Here is a 19,530-nt window from a genome sequence, read left to right as displayed (position 1 = left end):
CGGACCGCGACGAAGCCGTGCGCGATCGGACAACCCAGCGTGAACCGGTTCGCCCCGTGTTGGCCGACGCCGTGGATCTGGCGCGGCAGGCGGTCGTCGACCTGGGCGAAGGCGGTATCGGTGAGTATCTCGGCGTGACGGCCGAGGACGAGAGTTCTGCCACCCATCGCTTCGTGAGCGACCTGCCCGGCTACCGCGGTTGGCAGTGGGCCGTCGTCGTCGCGGCACCCGAGGGCGCGGACACCGCGACCATCAGCGAGCTCGTTCTGCTGCCGGGCCCCGATGCTCTCGTCGCGCCCGAGTGGCTGCCGTGGGACGAGCGCATTCGCCCCGGCGATCTCGGTCCCGGCGATCTCCTTCCCCCTCGCGTGCAGGATCCGCGGCTCGTTCCCGGGTACGTCGCGACGGGTGACCCGCAGGTCGACGACGTCGCATACGAGCTCGGCCTCGGACGGACGCAGGTGCCGAGCCGTGAAGGACGTCTCGACGCGGCCGAGCGGTGGCACGACGGCGAATTCGGTCCGGGCAGCGAGATGGCGAAGGCCGCACCGTCGACGTGCGGTCTGTGCGGCTTCTACCTTCCGATCGCCGGGTCGCTCTCCGCCGCGTTCGGTGTGTGCGGCAACGAGTTCGCCGCCGACGGACGCGTCGTCCACGCCGAGTACGGATGCGGCGCGCACTCGGACACCGAGTTGCGCACCGGCGCAGGCTCGCCGCAGTTCGAGCCGTACGACGACGCCGTGCTCGACGTGACACCTCAGGAACCGCAACCGGTGCAGGAACCGGAACCGGCGCAGGAGACGGAAGCGCCGCAGGAGACGGAAGCGCCGCAGGAGACGGAAGCGGCGGAGGCGTCGCAGGACGAGCAGCCGATCCAGGATCCGCAATCGACCACCTGAACGATCCTCTCGACACCGAAGCTCTGCGGGCCGGGGTCGTCTCGGCGTGGACGTCGTCGCCGACCCGGCTGCGAGAGGATGCGGCGACCGAGGCGGATCTGGTTCGCGCGGGATATCGCGATCGTCTGCTGACCGAGCTGGCGCAGAACGCTGCCGACGCGGCGGACCGAGCGGGGGTTCCCGGGCATGTGAAGGTGTGGTGCGTCGGCGACGCGTTGCACGTGGCCAATACGGGTGCCCCTCTCGACGTCGAGGGTGTGCATGCGTTGACGGCGCTGCGTGCGTCGGCGAAGACGTCGGGGGTCGGACGGTTCGGAGTCGGCTTCACCGCCGTGCGTACCGTGGCGTCCGAGATCGAATTCCGTTCCGCGGCAGGCGGAATCGTGTTCAGTGCCGAACGGACCGGGCAGGTTCTGATCGACGCGGGTCTGACGGCCCCGGACGCGGGTATCCCGGTGCTCCGATTGGCGTGGCCGACGAACGAAGCGCCGGCGGAAGGGTTTGCGTCCGAGATCGTTCTGAAGCTGCGTCACGATCCCGCACCGATGCTCGACGCGTTCCGGGCCGAGGCCGTCGACCTGCTCCTCGAACTCGACTCGTTGACGACGATCGACATCGACGACACGCACTTCGACTGCCGCACAACGGATATCGGAAACGGTGCGGCGCACCTGACCATCGGCGACCGAACCTGGTGGCAGTTCCGCACCGACCACGCGCGCTGGGTGGTGCCCATGAGCGACGGCGTCCCGGTGCCTGTCGACGCCGACGTTCTGCGCGCTCCGACGCGGTCCGACGAGGAATTGTCGTTGCCCGCCATCGTGATTGCCGACGTCGCGATGCAACCGGACCGCAGACGCACGCTGCCCGGCGCTCCCGTCGAACGGATCGCCGACGGCTACGGCCGCATGCTTGCCGCACTTCCCGCTGCATCACGGCCGTCGTTCGTGCCGAGGCCGGGTTTCGCGCGCAGTGAGGTCGACGGAGTGCTGCGTGAGCGGATCGTGCGTGAATGTGCCTCGACCCCTTGGCTTCCTGGCGCCGACGGCGAGGATCTGATCCCGTCGCGGACCGTCGTGTTGCCGGGGCTGACCGACGAACTGGCCGAGGTGCTCGGGCCGGTGATGCCGGATCTCGCGGCCCCGTCGGTGTCCGGCCCGCAGCACGGCCCCGCCCTCGCGGCCGTCGACGTCCATCGAATCGGGTTGGCCAGGCTCGCCGACATGCTGTCCGGGACGTCGCACGAACCCCTCTGGTGGCACCGCCTGTACGACGCGTTGGCCCCGCTCGTCACCGACGGCGTCGCTGCGGAAGAGCTTGCGGCGCTGCCGGTTCCGCTGTCCGACGGTCGCACCGTCACCGGTCCGCGTACGACGGTTCTCGCGGTGGGAGCACGAGGGGTCGGGGGAGTGCACTGGGCTCGGCTCGTTCACCCGGACGCCGCCGCACCGCTGTTGACCCGGCTCGGCGCGACCGAGGCGTCGCCCGCGGAGTTGTTGTCCGATCCGGCGCTGCAGGTCGTGCTCGACGATCTGGACTGGGACGACGACGATGCCGTCGACGAACTCACCGCCACCGTGCTGTCGCTGGCCGACGGGCAGCGGGAGTTGCCGTCGTGGCTCGGTTCGCTTCCGATCGAGGACACGGACGGTGAACTGCGCGCCGCCGACGAACTACTGCTCCCGGACGCGCCGCTGGTGCGATTGCTGTCGAGCGATTCGCCGTTCGGTGTCGTCGCCACGTCCGTGGTCGACAGGTTCGGCGCCGACGCGTTGCGGGCGGTCGGCGTCGGATGGGGTTTCGGCGTCGTCACCGAGGACCTGCCGACCGGACCGGATCACGATCTCGCCGACGAGGGCGCCTGGTGGGCGTCGTTGCGGGAAGACCCCGATGTGCTGATCGCCGTCCGCGACCTCGACCTCGTCGACGACGAACGCTGGCCCGACGCTCTGTCGCAGCTGGTCGAGGAGCGGACCACACGCGACCTGCTCGCCGATCGTGGCGGGTACACCGCGTGGTGGCTGCGTCGGCACGCTGTGATCGACGGCCATCGGCTCGGCCACTACCGTGCCCCGTCGGATCTGACATTCGCCGGCCTGCTGGATCCGCTCGACCATCCGCACGCCGACGACGTGGCGTCGGCGCTGGCGCCCGCGGTCTGCGACAGCGCGGAGTTCGCGTCCCTGATTCTGGACCGGCTCGCCGATCCGGCGCGTACTCCGACGCCGGCCGTCGTCGCGCGTGCGCACCGACTCGTCGCCGAGGCGGTGTCGTCGGGAGTCGTCGATCTCGACGATCTCGATCTTCCTCCCCGTGTGCGTGCGATGTCCGGGGCCGTGATCGACCCCGCCGACGCGGTGGTCGTCGACCGGCCGTGGTTCGTCGGCGTCGTGACGTCGGACGTCGCGGTGCTGTCCTCGATGGAATCGGCGGCGACGTTGGCGTCGATCCTGGACGTGCGCACTGCGTCGGAATCGATTCGCGCGGACGTCGTCGGCGTCGGACGCGTCAGTTCGTGGGATCGCGAGCCGGACGCGGTACTTGCCTGCGCGGCGCTGGGATCGGAGCTGCCGTCGGGACAGGTCGTCGTGCACCGAGAGTTGACCGTGCGCGTGACCGGCGCAGTCGAAGGCAGACGCCGGGTCGCGTCGTGGGTGACCGACGACGGCATCGTGCACTGTGACGAGAGCTGGGGGAGACCGCGTGGACAGTGACGTTCTGCAGTGGATGGTGGCGCACCGGGTGCCGTGGCTGACGGACGTCTTCTGGGCGATCACGACGCTGGGCAACACGGTGTCGATGTTCGTGCTGTCGGTCGTCGTCTGTGTCGCGCTGCTGGTGTCGAAACGAGTGCCCGACGCGATCATGGTCGGTGGCGCGATGCTGACCGGCTGGGGCGCGATGAGCCTCGGCAAGCTGCTGTGGGGACGTGACCGGCCCCCGATACCCGAACGTCTGGTGGAGATCTCCACCTATTCGTTCCCGTCGGGGCACGCGATGATGTCGGCGATCCTGGCCACGACGGTCACTGCACTGATGTGGCGGTCGACCGTGTCGTGGCGTCGGAATCCGGTGGTGCTGGTGTTACCCGCCGTCGCATCCCTGTCGATCGGCTTCTCGCGGATCTACCTCGGCGCCCATTGGACGACAGATGTTCTGGCGGGCTGGGTGTTCGGTGTTCTGTGGGGTCTTGCGGCGGTGGCGATTACCGCGCGAAGTCGCTCCGCTGTGCGATGACGAGCAACTCGTCGCGCATGGACGGGCTGGAGACGGCGTGTGCGCGGGCGTAGAGAGCGCGAAGCGAACGGACGTGATTGCGACGGGTACGGAACTGGGAAACGAGCTTCATGGCCTTGCTTTCGGGAATCGGTGCTGTTTCGAATCTGACATCACCGATGATCCGCGTTAAATCTGTGTTACACAACCGCGTTCGGCGGTGAATTTCCGCACGTCAAAGGCTGTTTTATGACGGCGATTACGTGACGGCGCTCTCAGGTCAATCCGCGTTGAGCGGTCTTGCTCCCGCGTCGTGCCGCGGCACGTTGGACCACGAAGAGTGTGAAGCCGAAGGCGCCCAGGACGATTCCGGTCAGACAGGTCGTCAGCGCGTCCGCCCATCGGTCGCCGCTGACCGCGACTACGACCGCGGCGACGATCCATGCGATTATTCCGACAGCGAGTACCGGCGCCGGATCCGTCAGGCGCGGGCTGAGCACACTTTCCCTGTCCGCACTCTGCCTGTCCATGAAGGTAGGTTACTCCCATGGCTTTCTCGTCCCGGCTGCTGGACAACTACTTCAAGATCACCGAACGAGGGTCCACGGTCGGCGCCGAAGTACGTGGCGGTCTCGTCACCTTCGTCGCGATGGCCTACATCGTCGTCCTGAACCCGCTCATCCTCGGTAGCTTCTCGCCCGACGACGCCGCGGCCAAGACCGACGTTCTCGGCAACATCCTCCCGGTGTCACAGGTCGCCGCGGTGACCGCGCTCGTGGCCGGCTTCATGAGCATTCTGTTCGGCATCGTCGCCAACTATCCGTTCGGCATCGCCGCCGGTCTCGGCATCAACACGCTGCTCGCCGTCACGATCGCGCCGCAGGTGACGTGGCCCGAGGCGATGGGCCTCGTGGTCATCGACGGCATCATCATCGTGCTGCTCGCCGTGACCGGGTTCCGTACCGCGGTGTTCAACGCGATCCCGTCGGAGCTGAAAGCCGCCATCGCCGCCGGTATCGGCGCGTTCATCGCGTTCATCGGTCTCGTCGACTCCGGCTTCGTTCGCCGCATTCCCGACGCCGCGGGCACGACGGTTCCGGTCGGTCTCGGTATCGACGGTTCCATCGCGTCGTGGCCGACGGCCGTGTTCGTCTTCGGTGTCCTGCTGATGGGCATCCTCGTCGTCCGAAAGGTGCGCGGCGGATTGCTGATCGGCATCGTCGTCACGACCGGCGTCGCGGCCGTCATCGAGGCTCTCACCGATGTCGGACCGTCCCAGGGCGTCGACCCCAAGGGGTGGAACCTGAGCGTGCCGATCCTGCCGGACACCCTCTTCCAGATTCCGGACCTGTCGTTGGTCGGTGACGTCGACCTGTTCGGCGCCTTCACCCGCATCGGCGTTCTGGCCGCCAGCCTTCTGGTGTTCACCCTCGTGCTGGCCAACTTCTTCGACGCGATGGGCACGATGACGGGTCTCGGCAAGGAGGGCAACCTCGTCGACGACAAGGGCAACCTGCCGGGTATCGGAAAGGCACTCGTCGTCGAGGGAACCGGCGCGATCGCCGGCGGTGCGGCATCGGCGTCGTCGAACACGGTGTTCGTCGAATCGGCGTCGGGCATCGCCGAAGGTGCGAGGACGGGCCTTGCCAACGTCGTCACCGGCGTGCTGTTCCTCGCCGCGATGTTCCTGACGCCGCTCACCGCGATCGTGCCGATCGAGGCTGCCGCACCTGCCCTCGTGGTCGTCGGCGCGCTGATGATCGGGCAGGTCCGCGACATCGATTTCACCAAGTTCGAGGTGGCCCTTCCGGCGTTCCTGACCATCGTCGTCATGCCGTTCACGTTTTCCATCGCAAATGGAATCGGCGTCGGTTTCATCACCTGGGTCGTACTCGCCGTAGCCGCTCGGAAGGCGAAGTCGGTTCATCCCTTGCTCTGGGTCGTGGCAGCGCTCTTCGTTGCATATTTCGTCGTCGGACCCATCACTGACGCGGTTACGTGAGCCCGAACGCGGCTCTAGGCGTAATCTCTCCGCTGTGACGTCGGGATACAGCGTGAAGGACAACCGTGAACTGGCAAGTGATCTGTCGCTTGCCGTCGTGCGATTGACTCGCCATCTCAGGGGGCGCCGAGTCGATTCGCAGGTGTCGTTGACTCAGCTGTCGGCTCTTGCAACCTTGAGCCGCGAAGGGGACATGACGCCAGGTGCACTCGCCACGCGCGAGAAGGTCCAGCCGCCCTCGATGACGCGGGTCATCGCGTCGCTGGCCGAACTCGGACTGGTCGTGCGCACTCCGCACCCCACCGACGGCCGTCAGGTGATCGTCTCGCTCTCCGCGGCGGGCAAGGAACTGATCGCCGACGAGGCCAGCGCACGCGAAGCATGGATGACGGCTCAGTTGGAGGGACTGGACGAGCCGCAGCTGGCGGTGCTGCGCGACGCCGTCACCATCATCGGCGCCTTGGTGAGCGACTCGGAGTAGATCGTTACCTAGGGTTAGTATGTAAAGAGTGCCTACTGCCCCGTCGATGTTCGCAGCGCTGCGAACACGCAACTACCGCTTGTGGGCGTCCGGGCAGATCGTCTCCCTCGTCGGTACCTGGATGCAGCGAGTGGCGCAGGATTGGCTCGTACTGACCCTCTCCGGAGGAAACGGCTTCGCCGTCGGAATCGTCATGGCCCTGCAGTTCGGGCCGACTCTGCTGCTGTCGGTGTGGGGCGGAGTTCTCGCAGACCGGTACGACAAGCGCACGCTGCTGATGATCACGCAGGCCTTCGCCGCGATCTGCGGCTTGGTGCTGGGTGTGCTCGACGTCGGGGGCGTCGTCGCGCTCTGGCACGTCTACCTCATCGCGTTCGTGCTGGGATGCTCGTCGGCGATCGATGCGCCTGTGCGACAGTCCTTCACGATCGAGATGGTGGGCAAGGAAACGCTCTCCAACGCGATCGCGTTGAACTCGATGACGTTCAACTCGGCGCGCATCGTCGGCCCTGCGATCTCCGGGGTCCTGATCACCCTGATCGGTACGGGATGGGTCTTCCTGATCAACGCGGTGTCGTTCGTGGGCGTGTTCGGCGCACTTCTGGCGATGCGTGCGGGGGATCTGTTCCGCGTCGAGCCGGCTCCGCGAGCGAAAGGTCAGGTCCGCGAAGGCTTCGCGTACGTGTGGGGACGACCCGATCTGCGCGTGCTGCTCGCGACGGTGTTCATGGTGTCGACCTTCGGGCTGAACTTTCCGCTGAGTCTGGCCGTGCTGGCACGTAATTCGTTCGGCAGCGGCGCCGACGCGTACGGGCTTCTGTCGACGACGCTGGCCATCGGAACCCTCGCGGGAGCGACGTTGGCGGCCCGACGCACCAGCTCACCGAGACTCCGGCTGTTCCTCGGCGCGGTCATCGGTTTCGGGGTGTTCGAGACACTCGTCGGGCTGATGCCGAACTATGTCCTCGTCGCGCTACTGCTGGTTCCCACGGGTGCGTTGACGCTGACGTTCACGACGTCGGCCATGAACATTCTGCAGATGTCGGTGCCGTCGGAGATGCGAGGACGCGTCATGGGCATCTACATGCTCTGCTTTCTCGGTGGGACGCCGCTCGGCAGCCCGGTCCTCGGGTGGTTGGCCGACGTGCTCGACCCGCGCGCACCGCTGTTGTTCGGTGGCGTCGTCTCGCTCGCGACGGGCGTCGTGGCCGGGGTGTACCTGATGCGTCTGGGCAATCTGCGTGTCCGGTTCGTGCGCGGGACCGACCGACTGCGTCTACCCGTCATGCAGGTCTGTCACCGTCCCGTCCGAGCAGGCGCGCTGCCTCAGATCCAGCCGTAGCGTCGGGCGATCGCGCACGCTTCGTGACGGTTCGCTGCACCGAGTTTCGCCGCCGCGGCCGACAGATAGTTTCGCGTCGTGCCCTGCGTGAGGTGTGCACGTTCGGCGATCTCGGCGATCGACGCGCCGTCGGCCGCGTATTCGAGCACGTCGGCTTCCCTCGGCGTCAACGGTGAATCGCCGGCGCCGATCGCCTCGGCCGCCAGTGTCGGATCGACGTAGCGACCACCGCCGTGCACGGTACGCACGACCTCGGCCAACGTGGAGGCCGACGTCGTCTTCGGCAGGAAGCCGCGCACACCCGCGGCCAGCGCCTTCTTCAGATATCCGGGACGGCCGTGACTGGTGACGATGATCGCTGCGCACGACGGCAACGCCGCAGCGATCTGCCCGGCCGCTTCGATACCGTCGATGCCGCCCATCTGCAGATCGAGGACCGCGACGTCGGGCGAATGCTTCGTCGCGGCCTCGACGGCTTCTTCGCCGGACTCGGTCTGAGCGACGATCTCGATGTCGTCCTCGAGCGCCATCATCGTCGCCAACGCGCTGCGGATGAGGTTCTCGTCGTCGGCGAGCAGTACGCGGATCATGAGGCCACCGTAGCCGGGAATGCCGCGGACAGTGTGAATTCGTCTGCGGTGCAGGCAACGTCGAGAGTACCGTCGACGGCGGCCAGGCGTTCTTTCAACCCCTTCAGTCCTGTTCCGTCGCTCGAACGAACAGCATGTGGCCGGTCGTTGGTCATCTTCACTCCGTTCTCGCTCAGGGCAATTCGACAGTGGGAGGCGTCGGAGTGCCGGAGAACGTTGGTCGCGCCCTCCCGTACGACCCACGCGGCCGCCTCGGTGTAGGCCGGGTCGAGGGTGTCGGCGTTGCCGACGGTGTCGGTCTCGATGCCTGCAGCGTTCAGCAGCGAACGCGCGCCGTCGATCTCGGCGACGAGGTCGATCTGGCGATAGCCCCGAGCGAGTTGCCTTGCCTCGGTCATGGATTGGTGTGCGAGATCGCGCACCTCGTCCATCTGCGAGGCGGCCCGGTCGTCTCCCCGACGCGACAGTGTTGCCGCGAGTTCGCTCTTGACCGCGATGGCCGACAGAGCCCGGCCGACGACGTCGTGCAGATCGCGCGAGAACCGCAGGCGTTCCTCGGCGACGGACAGGGCCGATGCCGCGTGACGCGACGCGTCGAGCTCGCTGACGATGCGCAGCAACCAGATCGACAGGTGCGTGCTGGCCGCCATCGCGAGTACGACGAAACACGCGATCACACCGCCGAGCACCCCGAAGCGCGTGGCGATGGTTCCTGCTCCGACGACGACCGCCGTCAGCGCGGCGACGCGCAACGTCATCATCGCGCTGATCGGAATCGAGGTGATCAGCAGCGCCCAGATCCACAGGGCCGGAGCGCTGCTCGTGATACCGGCGGTGACACTCCCGGCGACGCACAGTGCGACCGGCCATCGGATGTCACCTCGAGCAGTTCCGCCCAGCCTGGGCATCCGTCGTATCGCGATGACGGCCGTGGTCGCGCTGACGGCCATCGCGACGGCGGTGGCCCATTCGCCGCGGGACACGGTATCGGTCACCGCGGCGACGAGCAGCGCGACGATGATGCTGATGAAGGACTGACGTGTGTAGAGCCGGACCTTGTCGACCTCGGTCGTGTCCTTCCACGTCGTGCGCGGATCGAGGTAACGGCGCAGTTCCATGTGTTTCACCTTGCCAGAATCAGGCCCGCGGTTCCCAGCGGAAGTGCGTCTTGGCGACGACGACCGAACCGACGATCCACGCGGCGACGACGACCAGCGGCATCACCGCGGGCGAAAACGTCTGGGCGGCCGTCAGAGGCGCGGATTCGGGATCCGTCGTGCCGAGCCAGCCGAGGTTCACCAGATCCAGCACGGCAGCCATCGGTGTCAGATCGATGATTCTGTCGAGGGATTCGGGGACGATGTTTCGCAGGAACGACGTGCCTGCCATCGCGACCAGGATGACGGGAAGGCTGGTGATCTGCGCGGCTTCGGCATTACGCGTGAACGACGACGTGATCAGGGCCAGGGCCGCGAACATCGCTGCGCCACCGCCGAGTCCGGCGACGAACAGGACCGGATTGACGGGAAGCCCACCGCCGAGCCAGGCGATGATCGCCGTCAGTGCGATCGTCAGAATCACCGTCAGCGCGAACGAGGGAACGGCCGGGCCGAGAAGAATTTGGTTGTCCGTCGCTTCGCCGGTGCGAAGTCGCTTGAGCACCAACTCGTCTCGACGCGTCGCGTACGCGGACAGGAGGTTGTAGTACACCAGGAACACGAGCAGGAACAGTGCGAACACTTCCAGTGCTCCGGACACGACGGTGTCGGGCAGTCCGTCGTCGCGGCCGATGACCAGAACGACGATGGGGAACAGCAACGGCATGACCATCGCGTTGAACAGCAGCACGCGGTTGCGGAGCAGCAGGGTGAATTCGCTGCGGGACAGTGTTGTCAAGGTGTTCATGCCGCGATCTCCTGCGGTCGGTCGAATTCGTCTGCAATGGACAGGAACACGGTCTCGAGCGATGCGGCCCTGGCGTCGAGGCCGTGGATGCGTACGCCCGATCGCTGTGCCCACAGCATCAATTCGGTGAGGGTGTCCTGTAGTTCGTTCGTCCTGATGACGACCTTGCCGTCCTCCACGTCGACGGTCGACGACACCAGTTCGGGCAGAGGCGCATCGGGCAGTTCGAGCCGAATGCTGGCGGGATGGTCCGCCACGACCTCGGCGACGGTCCCGGCGCGCACGACGCGTCCCTTGTGCATGATCGCGAGCCGATCGCACAGGCCCTCGGCCTCGTCGAGGTAGTGGGTCGTCAACATGATCGTGACGCCGGATCGCTTGAGGTCTTCGATCAATGCCCATGTGTTGCGCCGACTTTCGGGATCGAGGCCCGTCGTCGGCTCGTCGAGGAAGAGCACGCGAGGTTGTCCGATGATGGCGCAGGCGAGGTCGAGGCGTCGTTGCTCACCGCCGGACAGGAACTTCACGCGTGTGTCGGCGCGATCGGCGAGGTCGACGCGTTCCAGTACCTCGCGGGGCGGCAGCGGGTCGCTGCAGGTTCCGGCCCACATCGTCAGGCTCTCGAGCGCCGTGAGGTCCGACGGCAACCCGCCCTTCTGCAGCATGATGCCGAGATTCGGGCGCACATCGCGGCGATCGCGGATGGGGTCGAGGCCCATGATCGAGACGGTTCCCTCGCTCGGTCGCGAAAGTCCCTGTATCACTTCGAGAGTCGATGTCTTGCCGGCGCCGTTGGTGCCGAGCAGGCCGAACAGCTCACCTTCGGTCACCGACAGGTCGAGACCGCTGACCGCTTCGAACGCGCTCTTGCCGCTGCCGTAGCGGCGCGTCATGTTCGCCACCTCGATCATGCTCATGACCTGCTCCAGCCGCGAAGTCCGATCGCGAAGCGGACGCCGAGGAACACTGCGGCGACCGCGGCGGCGACGAACAGGAGCACGGTCGGCCCGACGAGTGCGAACACCACACCGAAGAGCGCGATCGAGATCACGACGACGACGACCTCGCGGGCCATCGTCGGAGCCGGACCGAATTCCATCAGGTCCGTGAACAGGTTTCCTTCATCCGGTTGCTTCATGCCTAGAAGCATCTCCGGATCCGAGATGCCGCGACAGTGCACGGCATCACCGGTCGGACTGACACCGTCACGGGTCGGTCATGACAAATGTCAGGGAGTCGAGCGCGGCCGGGCTAGAACGCCCACCCCATGACTGGAGCACGGTCGGTGGAGAACGCGAGATCGACCGTGTGCAGCGCGTCGGCGTCGCGACTCGTCAACCGCTCGGCCGCCGCGAACCGCGTCGCCCGGTGCTGCCCGAAGTACATCGAGCTGAGCACGTCGATCTTCATCGTGACGTCGGGTGCGGCTTCGGTGCGGGTGACGGACGCCTGCCCTGCCGTGATCGTGACGTCGAACGTTCCGCCCGCGTCGAGGAACGGGTCGTCGACCTCGATGACGAACTGCGCGTCGACGCCGTACGTTCGGGCCTCGAGCGCAGCCTTGACGTCCATGATGCGGCACCACAACGCGTCGTGATGGTCGGTGACCTTCGGGAGACGATTGCTCGTCAGCAGGAAGGGCAGTGCCTCGTCGGGGGCCTGGTTGACCTCGATGGAGTCGACGAGATCGACGCCTGCGAGCACCTGCCACAGTTCGGCGTACGCGGCGTCGGTGACGGCGATGAACTCCTGGACGACGATCTTGCTCTCGCTCTCGCTGCGCCGGTACGCGGCGTAGCCGTCCGGGTGAACGATGAAGAACAGTTCCGTCAGACCCTGCCTGCGGTTCTCGCGGTCGGCGAAGAAGCGCTCCCACCGGATCGGCGGCTTCGGCTGTGCGCCCGCGGTACGACGCTGCCAACGGTGGTAGATCTCGGGAAGAAGGTTCGACGCCTCCGCGGACTCGACGAGCCGCACCCCGGTCACCGGACGCACGCCCGAGTGGAACTGTGCGAACCGTCGGTCGATCACGACGCGATGTTCCTCGGTGACGGGTCCGTAGCCGAAGCGGCCGTAGATCGTGGCTTCGCTGGCGGTCAGCAGCGACAGTGGCGCACCCGCGTCCTGCAGCTTGCGGTGCTGCTTCGTGAACATGCGACGCAGAATCCCGCGCCTGCGATGCGTCGGCGCGACCGACACCCACGACACACCGGATGCCTCGACCTGAGCGCCGCCCGGCACCGTCACCGACATCGGGAAGTGCATCGCGACGCCGACGGGAGTCTCACCGTGCCAGGCCATCACGACGTGTTCGGAACTCGTCAGGATCTGGGTTTCGGCGAGGTCCTCGGAGTTCTGGTGCTCACCGAACGCGTGCGCGTCGAGGAGAGCTACGGCACCCCAGTCGTCGTCGGTAGCGGTTCTGATCGTTATCGCGTCATCGGTACTCATCACAGTCGAGCTTTTCACACGATGCCAAGATGGACACGTGGTACACGTAATCGACATCGATGACTCAGCCGATCCCCGTCTCGACGACTTCCGCGATCTCAACTCCTCCGACCGTCGCCCGGATCTGCCCGACGGAAAGGGACTGGTCATCGCCGAGGGTGTGCTCGTGGCCGAGCGGCTGCTGTCGTCGAGGTTCGCGCCGATCAGTCTGCTCGGTGTCGATCGTCGCCTGACCGAACTCGGGTCGCGTCTCGACGATGTCGACGTGCCGTTCTATCGCACGACCGCCGACGTGATGGCAGACGCGGTCGGGTTCCATCTCAATCGCGGAGTGCTCGCCGCGGCTCATCGGCCGCCCGAGCTCGACCTCGCCGACGTACTGAAGGGTGCGCGCACGGTCGTCGTCCTCGAAGGCGTCAACGACCACGAGAATCTCGGTTCGATGTTTCGCAACGCGGCGGGACTCGGTGCCGACGCCGTGTTGTTCGGTGCCGCGTGTGCCGATCCGCTGTACCGACGCGCGGTGCGGGTGTCGATGGGTCACGTTCTGCGCGTTCCGTTCGCGCGTGTGCCCGACTGGCCGCGTGGCCTGAACATATTGCGGGAGGCCGGTTTTCAGACCATCTCGCTGACGCCGAACCCGTCGGCGATCTCGCTCGCGGAAGCGATGACGGGGGAGAAGGTGGCGCTGATGCTCGGAGCCGAAGGCCCCGGTCTCACCGAACATGCCATGCGCGCCAGCGATGTTCGCGCACGCATTCCGATGGCACCGGGCACCGATTCGCTCAACGTGGCCACCGCGGCGGCCATGGCGTTGTACGAGCGAGTACGCCTGCAATGAGGCCGGTGAGGAACAACAGCATCCTCTACACCGGCATACCCGTGGCGGCATTCGCCGCGGTACTCGTCGGAACCGCGCTCACGGCGTTCGGGCTCGAACTCGCCGCCATCAACAGTGCGCTCGCGCTCGGAATCAACGTCGTCGTGGTCGGCGGCGCCGCTCCGACGATCCTGCGGTGGAGGCACAAGCCGACCGTGCGGTGGCTCGTCCACGGTGCAGTCGTGGGCGCCGTGGTCAGCTTCGTGGCGCTGGGGATTTCCGTCGCCACCAGCGCTTGAACGACCGTTCCGACGCGGGCGCCGGGCGAGGTGCAGCGGTCGGCTCTTCACCGGGGGTGTACAGCGAGAATCCGCTCACCGGTAGGGAGTTCGGGTCGAACTCCTCCCCGCGGGGTGCGCCGGTGTAGCGGAAGCCGAGCCAGTGCGCATTGGCGGCCTCGGCGAATTCCTGCGGATGGAACGGCAGCGACTGCGGATCCGGCATGACGCCCGGCGGATAGACGAGCGGGTGCTCGCCTGCCCAGAACGGGCGTTCCCACACCAGCGGCAGACCGATGTCCTCGTAGATGTAGATCGGTGTCGCGCTGAACGAGCGTCGCAGCGATCCGCGCTCCCAGTAGGCGAACGCGCCCCACGCCGTCTCCGGGTCGGTCGCGATCAGATAGGTCTTCTCCGACGCGAGCGGACGCGACCAGTGCTCGGACAGCGATGCAGGAGACGCGTCGGCGATGCGGGTGCTGCACACGACCGTCACGCCGGGATAGCTGCCGACGGCGACCTCGTCGACCCCCACCGACGCCGACTTGGAGATGGGCGCCTGCTGTGTCGGCACGGCGACCTTGTCGGCGAACAGGCTGCCGACGAGCGCCGTCGCCGCGTCGTGATGGGACGAAGTGGTCTGGCGCAGAACCGAAATCGGATCCGGCGTGTCGACGTACCAGATGGTCGATGCCTTGGCCCCCACTGCCTGCACCCTCCCCGATGTCAGCTGTGCTCGTGTATCAGCTGTGGCCGCTGGAGCGGACACCTAGCAGGACATCCTCCCACGACGGCATCGCGGGCTTGCCCTTCTTGTCCTTCTTCGGTGCGGATGCTTCGTGCTTCGGTTCCGGAGTGCTCGACTCCGGCTGGTGCTCGGCTGCTTCGAGTTCGCTGTCCGACGTCGTTCCGTAGTACTCGTCGAACGACTGCTGGGCGTCCTCGGCGGGTGCGGGCTCCAAGGCGCGGACCGGAGCGAGACCACGCAGCTGACGTCCGAAGTCGGGATCGATCAGTTCCGACGCCGCATCGTCGAGCGCGGTGATGGTGCCGCCGTGGCCGTCGGGCATGAAGTGCCAGTGGGCCTTGTTGGTGGTGCGGCCTGCCTGCCACTTCAGTTGGGCGACCCACTTGTTGTCGTCGTCGCGCCATGCGTCCCATGTGGCGTCGTCGAGGCTGTGCCCACGTGCGCGGAAGGCTTGCGTGACAACCTCGGACAGCGTCTGGACGGCGGGACCGTCGGGGCGCATCGGGTGGCCCTCCTGCGCCATCGCGGCGGCCTGGGAACGCTCGAGCAAGACGGGATGGGCGAAGATCTCGACCCGGCTCAGTGCCATCCCGGAATCACTTGCAACCTGTTCGACGCTGGCACCCGCGCGAATTCGAGCCTGGATCTCCTTGGGCCTGAGCAAACTGTCCATTTCGATCTCAATCTGTCCTAGTCGAGCGATGTCACCGCGTGAGGCAGCGCGGAGCTTGTCGTCGGCCGGAAGCCGGAATTTGTCGCCGGTTTTGGGATCCGAACAGATCACGTACTGCCCATCGGGTTCGAGACCGACCACGCGTAGATCTCGCACCTTGACCTCCTCATCGCGCCGACTCGCGATATCGTCCGCTCTCGACTGTAATCCACTCGTGATCTCGGTCGGATGTCCGACACGCGTAGGTTCTCCGGTGTCACAGACTAGTCATCGATGCCGACGGCTGCACGGGTTCGGCCACGACGGTGCGAGACCGATTGTCGATCAACGGTTTTCCATCGCGTCGCAGGTAGAAGGCGCCCAGAGCCAGTCCGATCGACAGTGCCGCAGCGTGTCCGAACGCGGTGAACGACGGGTCCGTCACCACCGACGCGGCGACGAGCGACACCCACCCGCACGCCCACGTCGTCCTCCACGGTCCGCTCAGGTAGCGAATCATCGAGCCGGCGACTGCGGCCGCGGCATAGCTGACGCCGACGTCGACGGCCACCGCCAGAGAATCGGCGAGCCAGTCCGCGCGGATTCCGACGAACAGGCCGAGCGCGACGAGTGCCGTCGCACCGACGTGTCCGGCGACGAACGTCAGCAGGAACCGGGTCGAACCCGACAGCCACTCGGCGACGGCGAACAGGACGGCGACCGATCCGAGCCACAGCCAGTCGGTCTCACCGTCGGTGAGAAAGGCACTCGCGACGAGGGTGCCGACATGGCCGTCGCCGAGATTGTGGAGGTTGGTGCTGGCCTCGAACAGAACGTGCCACTGGGTGTGTGGGCGGAGATGGGAGAGGAGCGCGGTGGCGGTCAGGGCGAGCGCGAAGTACCCGAGGGTGACCTTCAGTCGAAGAAGGGATGCCAGAACACGCACGGGCGCTCCCTCCGAGATAGTTGCGACTGCCAACTATTTTAGCTCTCGAAGAAAGCGCCCGCCTGTGAGCTCGCTGCTAGCTCAGTGTGGATACGACGTAGTCGATGCTCTTGGTGAGTGCCGTGACGTCGTCCGGTTCGATGGCCGGGAACATGCCGACGCGCAGCTGGTTCCGTCCGAGCTTGCGGTACGGCTCGGTGTCGACGACGCCGTTCGCACGCAGGATCTTCGCGACCTGAGCCGCGTCGATCTTCTCGTCGAAGTCGATGGTGCCGACGACCTGGCTGCGATGTGCGGGGTTCTCGACGAACGGCGTCGCGAACTCGCTCTGCTCGGCCCACGTGTAGAGGCGCGACGACGAGTCGGCCGTGCGACCCGTGGCCCAGTCGAGGCCGCCGTTGCCGTTCAACCACTCGATCTGGTCTGCGAACAGCAGCAGCGTCGCGAGCGCGGGGGTGTTGTACGTCTGGTCCTTGCTGCTGTTGTCGATCGCGATCGGCAGCGACAGGAAGTCCGGAGTCCAGCGGCCCGACGACTGGATCTCGCTGACGCGCTCGAGCGCAGCCGGGCTCATCAGTGCGATCCACAGGCCACCGTCGGCGGCGAAGCACTTCTGCGGGGCGAAGTAGTAGACGTCGGAGTCGGCGACGTTCACCGGCAGACCGCCCGCACCGGACGTCGCGTCGATCGCGATGAGTGCGTTCTCCGAACCGGAAGGACGGCTGACGGGGATGGCAACACCGGTCGACGTCTCGTTGTGTGCCCAGCCGATGAGGTCGACGGACGGGTCCGACGTCGGCTCGGGGGCGCTGCCCGGATCGGCCTTGACGACGATCGGATCGCCGATGAACGGGTTGTTCTTGGCGACCGACGCGAACTTCGAGCTGAACTCGCCGTTGGTCAGGTGCAGCGACTTCTCACGGATCAAGCCGAACGCGGCCGCGTCCCAGAACGCCGTCGTACCGCCGTTGCCGAGGACGACCTCGTAGCCGTCGGGCAGCGAGAACAGATCGCGCAGACCTGCGCGCACCCGTGCGACGACGTCCTTGACGGGCTTCTGGCGGTGGCTGGTACCGAACACGGAGGCGCCGAAGTCGACCAGGGACTGCAGCTGCTCGGGCCGAACCTTGGACGGGCCGCAGCCGAAACGTCCGTCGGCGGGCAGAAGGTCAGCGGGAATGATCGGCAAGTCGGCCATGTGAGCAGCGCATCCTAAGTTTCGGGGAAAATGGGCGTTGTTGGAATATGGCGTGTACAGGTTAGTCGATGGGTCGGGTCGACTGTTCGCCGCTTCCTCGTCCGCGCAGGTTGCAGCAGCTGCGCGGGTTGCAACGTGCGCGCTTGCTGGAAGGTGCGCGGTCGAGGTTCGCGATGTGCGATCGGTGTGTGCTCGCTTCTGCCTGCGCAGGTTGCAGCGGCTGCGCGGTTGCAACGTGCGCGCTTGCTGGAAGGTGCGCGGTGATGGTGGCACGCTTCTGCCCGCGCAGGTTGCAGCAGTTGCGCGGGTTGCAACGTGCGCGCTTGCTGGAAGGTGCGCGGTCATGCCGGCTCGCTTCTGCCCGCGCAGGTTGCAGCAGTTGCGCGGGTTGCAACGTGCGCGCTTGCTGGAAGGTGCGCGGGCGGCGTTCGGGGCGTCCGATCGCTGTGCGCTCGCTTCTTGCCGCGCAGGTTGCAGCAGCTGCGCGGGTTGCAACGTGCGCGCTTGCTGGAAAGTGCGCGGTCATGCCGGCTCGCTTCTTGCCGCGCAGGTTGCCGCAGTTGCGCGGGTTGCAACGTGCGCGCTGGCTGGAAGGTGCGCGGTCGAGGTTCGCGATGTGCGATCGGTGTGCGCTCGCTTCTGCCCGCGCAGGTTGCGGTAGTCGCGCGGGTTGCAACGTGCGCGCTTGCTGGAACCTGCGCGGTCATGCCGGCTCGTCGAACGACGCGGGGCCAGGCAGCGTCGCCGCCAGGTCGAGCGCTTCCTGCAGCCGCGCCAAGAACTCGTCCGGGTGATCGAGGTCGTACCACGTCACCCGTAACACGACCCATCCGATTCGTCGGATCTCGTCCTCGCGAACTTTCTCCGCGAAGACGACGTCGCCCGGGTCCTGACCTGGTTTCGCGTGCTTCGTGTACTTGACCTTCCCGTCGAATTCGAGCGCAACTCCGATGGCGTACCCCAGGTCGAGTCGTCCGACGAAGCGACCGCGCTTGTTGCGAACTTCGATCTGAAGAAGTGGGGGAGGCATCTTCGCGCGGTGCAGCAAAACACGAGTTCGCGATTCCCCGACGCTCTCGCTCCGCGCGTCACAGAACGCCAGGGTGCGTCGCGCCTTCACCGCGGCTCGTTTGCCCGACCGTGCCAGCGCTTCCTCGATTCCCGCGACAGTTGCCGAGCCTGCCCGTAGTGCAGCATCGCCGACGCACACGCCGGCCTCGAACGGGAGCAGTCTCAGCAGATCGGCAACAGTGCGATCGGCCGACGTCACCGCAATTCCGTCGACCACGGTCACGTCGGCTTCGGTCAGGGTGTTCGCGTGCACGTGGCGAGTCTTCGTGGTTCGACCGCCGGACTCTCGGTCGACGGTGAAGTGGACCTTCCCCAGGTCCGGGGCGAACATCGCGAAGCCGTGCACGACGGCCGCGGACTGGTGGCTCACGACGAGTGCGCTGGTCGCTGCGGCGAGATGTGCTCGGACATTGAGCAGGTGCCGCTCCTCCGGCCGCAGATCCTTCAGCGTCGTCGTCGGAACGAACGCGCCTCGCCGAAGGGGCGTGATCGAACCGTCGGCCTTCGCGATACGAATGTCACTGTCCGACGATCCGTCTCGAACCATGTCGCGACGCAGCAGCAGCGGGTCTTTCTCCGGGTACATGCGACTTATGGTGGCCCAGCCACACCTGGCCGACGGTCGGGTGAGCGGTCGCCTGTGGATAAAGCGAACCTGTGGAATTCGGCAGCGAACCGTCATATCCGCGCAGGTTGCAGCGGCTGCGCGGGTTGCACCGTGCGCGCTTGCTGGAAGGTGTGCGGTCGAGGTTCGCGATGTGCGATCGGTGTGTGCTCGGTTCTGCCGCGCAGGTTGCAGCGGCTGCGCGGGTTGCAACGTGCGCGCCTGCTGGAAGGTGCGCGGACGGCGTTCGGGGCGTCCGATTGCTGTGCGCTCAATGCAACCCGCGCAGGTTGCAGCGGCTGCGCGGGTTGCAACGTGCGCGCTTGC

The 19,530-nt window shown here is 66.6% G+C and carries 20 protein-coding genes; 8 read left to right on the top strand and 12 right to left on the bottom strand.

What is annotated here, in order from left to right; genetic code table 11:
• The first annotated feature begins 17 nt into the window (after positions 1-17).
• Genes RhoFasB10_RS14180 through RhoFasB10_RS14170 form a run of 3 tightly spaced genes read left to right on the top strand, consistent with a single transcriptional unit; the run spans position 18 to position 4,136 of the window.
• Positions 18-899 (top strand): DUF3027 domain-containing protein, encoded by an 882-nt coding sequence (locus RhoFasB10_RS14180; RefSeq protein WP_346764401.1) that lies wholly within the window; start codon positions 18-20, stop codon positions 897-899.
• A complete protein-coding gene (locus RhoFasB10_RS14175) occupies positions 896-3,613 on the top strand; it encodes an ATP-binding protein (protein ID WP_167676963.1) in 2,718 nt (905 codons plus the stop codon). Before RhoFasB10_RS14180 ends, RhoFasB10_RS14175 begins: the two co-directional genes overlap by 4 nt.
• On the top strand, positions 3,603-4,136 hold the full coding sequence (locus RhoFasB10_RS14170) for a phosphatase PAP2 family protein (RefSeq protein ID WP_084423692.1): 534 nt from the start codon (positions 3,603-3,605) through the stop codon (positions 4,134-4,136). Before RhoFasB10_RS14175 ends, RhoFasB10_RS14170 begins: the two co-directional genes overlap by 11 nt.
• A gap of 254 nt (positions 4,137-4,390) precedes the next feature.
• On the opposite strand, the gene RhoFasB10_RS14165 is transcribed toward RhoFasB10_RS14170, so the two are convergent.
• A complete protein-coding gene (locus RhoFasB10_RS14165; protein WP_068424753.1) occupies positions 4,391-4,645 on the bottom strand; it encodes a DUF2530 domain-containing protein in 255 nt (84 codons plus the stop codon).
• A 17-nt stretch (positions 4,646-4,662) separates the two neighbouring features.
• Between RhoFasB10_RS14165 and RhoFasB10_RS14160 the strand changes: the two genes are divergently transcribed.
• The 3 genes from RhoFasB10_RS14160 to RhoFasB10_RS14150 are packed head-to-tail and all read left to right on the top strand — an operon-like array spanning position 4,663 to position 7,940.
• The gene (locus RhoFasB10_RS14160) at positions 4,663-6,117 is read left to right on the top strand and encodes an NCS2 family permease (RefSeq protein ID WP_068424751.1); all 1,455 of its coding nucleotides are present in this window, start codon (positions 4,663-4,665) and stop codon (positions 6,115-6,117) included.
• 52 nt (positions 6,118-6,169) lie between these two features.
• On the top strand, positions 6,170-6,598 hold the full coding sequence (locus RhoFasB10_RS14155; protein WP_068426059.1) for a MarR family transcriptional regulator: 429 nt from the start codon (positions 6,170-6,172) through the stop codon (positions 6,596-6,598).
• Positions 6,599-6,644: 46 nt separating this feature from the next.
• The gene (locus tag RhoFasB10_RS14150) at positions 6,645-7,940 is read left to right on the top strand and encodes an MFS transporter (RefSeq protein WP_206030940.1); all 1,296 of its coding nucleotides are present in this window, start codon (positions 6,645-6,647) and stop codon (positions 7,938-7,940) included.
• Here RhoFasB10_RS14150 and RhoFasB10_RS14145 read toward each other — a convergent pair.
• The 6 genes from RhoFasB10_RS14145 to RhoFasB10_RS14120 form a co-directional block, all read right to left on the bottom strand.
• Complete coding sequence (locus RhoFasB10_RS14145) at positions 7,925-8,530, bottom strand: response regulator transcription factor (RefSeq protein WP_068424745.1); 606 nt, start codon at positions 8,528-8,530, stop codon at positions 7,925-7,927. The genes RhoFasB10_RS14150 and RhoFasB10_RS14145 overlap by 16 nt on opposite strands.
• A complete protein-coding gene (locus RhoFasB10_RS14140) occupies positions 8,527-9,648 on the bottom strand; it encodes a histidine kinase (protein WP_068424742.1) in 1,122 nt (373 codons plus the stop codon). The genes RhoFasB10_RS14145 and RhoFasB10_RS14140 overlap by 4 nt, the downstream gene beginning before the upstream one ends.
• Positions 9,649-9,667: 19 nt before the next feature.
• The gene (locus tag RhoFasB10_RS14135) at positions 9,668-10,435 is read right to left on the bottom strand and encodes an ABC transporter permease (RefSeq protein ID WP_167676890.1); all 768 of its coding nucleotides are present in this window, start codon (positions 10,433-10,435) and stop codon (positions 9,668-9,670) included.
• Positions 10,432-11,352 (bottom strand): ABC transporter ATP-binding protein, encoded by a 921-nt coding sequence (locus RhoFasB10_RS14130; RefSeq protein WP_167676889.1) that lies wholly within the window; start codon positions 11,350-11,352, stop codon positions 10,432-10,434. Before RhoFasB10_RS14130 ends, RhoFasB10_RS14135 begins: the two co-directional genes overlap by 4 nt.
• Complete coding sequence (locus RhoFasB10_RS14125) at positions 11,349-11,573, bottom strand: hypothetical protein (RefSeq protein WP_084423746.1); 225 nt, start codon at positions 11,571-11,573, stop codon at positions 11,349-11,351. Before RhoFasB10_RS14125 ends, RhoFasB10_RS14130 begins: the two co-directional genes overlap by 4 nt.
• Before the next feature lie 113 nt (positions 11,574-11,686).
• Positions 11,687-12,886 carry a GNAT family N-acetyltransferase gene (locus tag RhoFasB10_RS14120; protein WP_068424734.1) on the bottom strand — a complete coding sequence of 400 codons (1,200 nt, stop codon included), beginning with the start codon at positions 12,884-12,886 and terminating at the stop codon, positions 11,687-11,689.
• 37 nt (positions 12,887-12,923) lie between these two features.
• Between RhoFasB10_RS14120 and RhoFasB10_RS14115 the strand changes: the two genes are divergently transcribed.
• Together RhoFasB10_RS14115 and RhoFasB10_RS14110 are read left to right on the top strand one after the other, a co-directional pair.
• Positions 12,924-13,727: an RNA methyltransferase gene (locus tag RhoFasB10_RS14115; RefSeq protein ID WP_167676887.1), complete on the top strand. Its 804-nt coding sequence runs from the start codon at positions 12,924-12,926 to the stop codon at positions 13,725-13,727.
• Positions 13,728-13,732: 5 nt separating this feature from the next.
• Positions 13,733-14,005 (top strand): DUF2537 domain-containing protein, encoded by a 273-nt coding sequence (locus RhoFasB10_RS14110; protein WP_308115194.1) that lies wholly within the window; start codon positions 13,733-13,735, stop codon positions 14,003-14,005.
• On the opposite strand, the gene RhoFasB10_RS14105 is transcribed toward RhoFasB10_RS14110, so the two are convergent.
• The 5 genes from RhoFasB10_RS14105 to RhoFasB10_RS14085 form a co-directional block, all read right to left on the bottom strand.
• Positions 13,962-14,690, bottom strand: coding sequence for a hypothetical protein (locus RhoFasB10_RS14105; protein WP_167676883.1), 729 nt, complete (start codon positions 14,688-14,690; stop codon positions 13,962-13,964). The genes RhoFasB10_RS14110 and RhoFasB10_RS14105 overlap by 44 nt on opposite strands.
• A 37-nt stretch (positions 14,691-14,727) precedes the next feature.
• Complete coding sequence (gene sepH, locus RhoFasB10_RS14100; protein WP_167676881.1) at positions 14,728-15,561, bottom strand: septation protein SepH; 834 nt, start codon at positions 15,559-15,561, stop codon at positions 14,728-14,730.
• 100 nt (positions 15,562-15,661) lie between these two features.
• The gene (locus tag RhoFasB10_RS14095; protein WP_346764398.1) at positions 15,662-16,330 is read right to left on the bottom strand and encodes a rhomboid-like protein; all 669 of its coding nucleotides are present in this window, start codon (positions 16,328-16,330) and stop codon (positions 15,662-15,664) included.
• 76 nt (positions 16,331-16,406) lie between these two features.
• A complete protein-coding gene (gene serC / locus RhoFasB10_RS14090) occupies positions 16,407-17,528 on the bottom strand; it encodes a phosphoserine transaminase (RefSeq protein ID WP_167676879.1) in 1,122 nt (373 codons plus the stop codon).
• A 703-nt stretch (positions 17,529-18,231) separates the two neighbouring features.
• Positions 18,232-19,185 carry a hypothetical protein gene (locus RhoFasB10_RS14085; protein WP_068424713.1) on the bottom strand — a complete coding sequence of 318 codons (954 nt, stop codon included), beginning with the start codon at positions 19,183-19,185 and terminating at the stop codon, positions 18,232-18,234.
• Positions 19,186-19,530 lie beyond the last annotated feature (345 nt).

Origin of the sequence: Rhodococcus sp. B10, from assembly GCF_011770055.1 — a bacterium.
Lineage (GTDB): Bacteria > Actinomycetota > Actinomycetes > Mycobacteriales > Mycobacteriaceae > Rhodococcoides > Rhodococcoides kyotonensis_B.
This window is presented reverse-complemented; position numbering and strand designations above follow the sequence as displayed.

Coding starts and splice junctions, on each gene's coding strand:
- RhoFasB10_RS14165 (WP_068424753.1), bottom strand. CDS start 4,645: ATGGACAGGCAGAGTGCGGACAGGGAAAGTGTGCTCAGCCCGCGCCTG.
- RhoFasB10_RS14160 (WP_068424751.1), top strand. CDS start 4,663: ATGGCTTTCTCGTCCCGGCTGCTGGACAACTACTTCAAGATCACCGAA.
- RhoFasB10_RS14150 (WP_206030940.1), top strand. CDS start 6,645: ATGTTCGCAGCGCTGCGAACACGCAACTACCGCTTGTGGGCGTCCGGG.
- RhoFasB10_RS14145 (WP_068424745.1), bottom strand. CDS start 8,530: ATGATCCGCGTACTGCTCGCCGACGACGAGAACCTCATCCGCAGCGCG.
- RhoFasB10_RS14140 (WP_068424742.1), bottom strand. CDS start 9,648: ATGGAACTGCGCCGTTACCTCGATCCGCGCACGACGTGGAAGGACACG.
- RhoFasB10_RS14135 (WP_167676890.1), bottom strand. CDS start 10,435: ATGAACACCTTGACAACACTGTCCCGCAGCGAATTCACCCTGCTGCTC.
- RhoFasB10_RS14130 (WP_167676889.1), bottom strand. CDS start 11,352: ATGAGCATGATCGAGGTGGCGAACATGACGCGCCGCTACGGCAGCGGC.
- RhoFasB10_RS14125 (WP_084423746.1), bottom strand. CDS start 11,573: ATGAAGCAACCGGATGAAGGAAACCTGTTCACGGACCTGATGGAATTC.
- RhoFasB10_RS14120 (WP_068424734.1), bottom strand. CDS start 12,886: ATGAGTACCGATGACGCGATAACGATCAGAACCGCTACCGACGACGAC.
- serC (WP_167676879.1), bottom strand. CDS start 17,528: ATGGCCGACTTGCCGATCATTCCCGCTGACCTTCTGCCCGCCGACGGA.
- RhoFasB10_RS14085 (WP_068424713.1), bottom strand. CDS start 19,185: ATGTACCCGGAGAAAGACCCGCTGCTGCTGCGTCGCGACATGGTTCGA.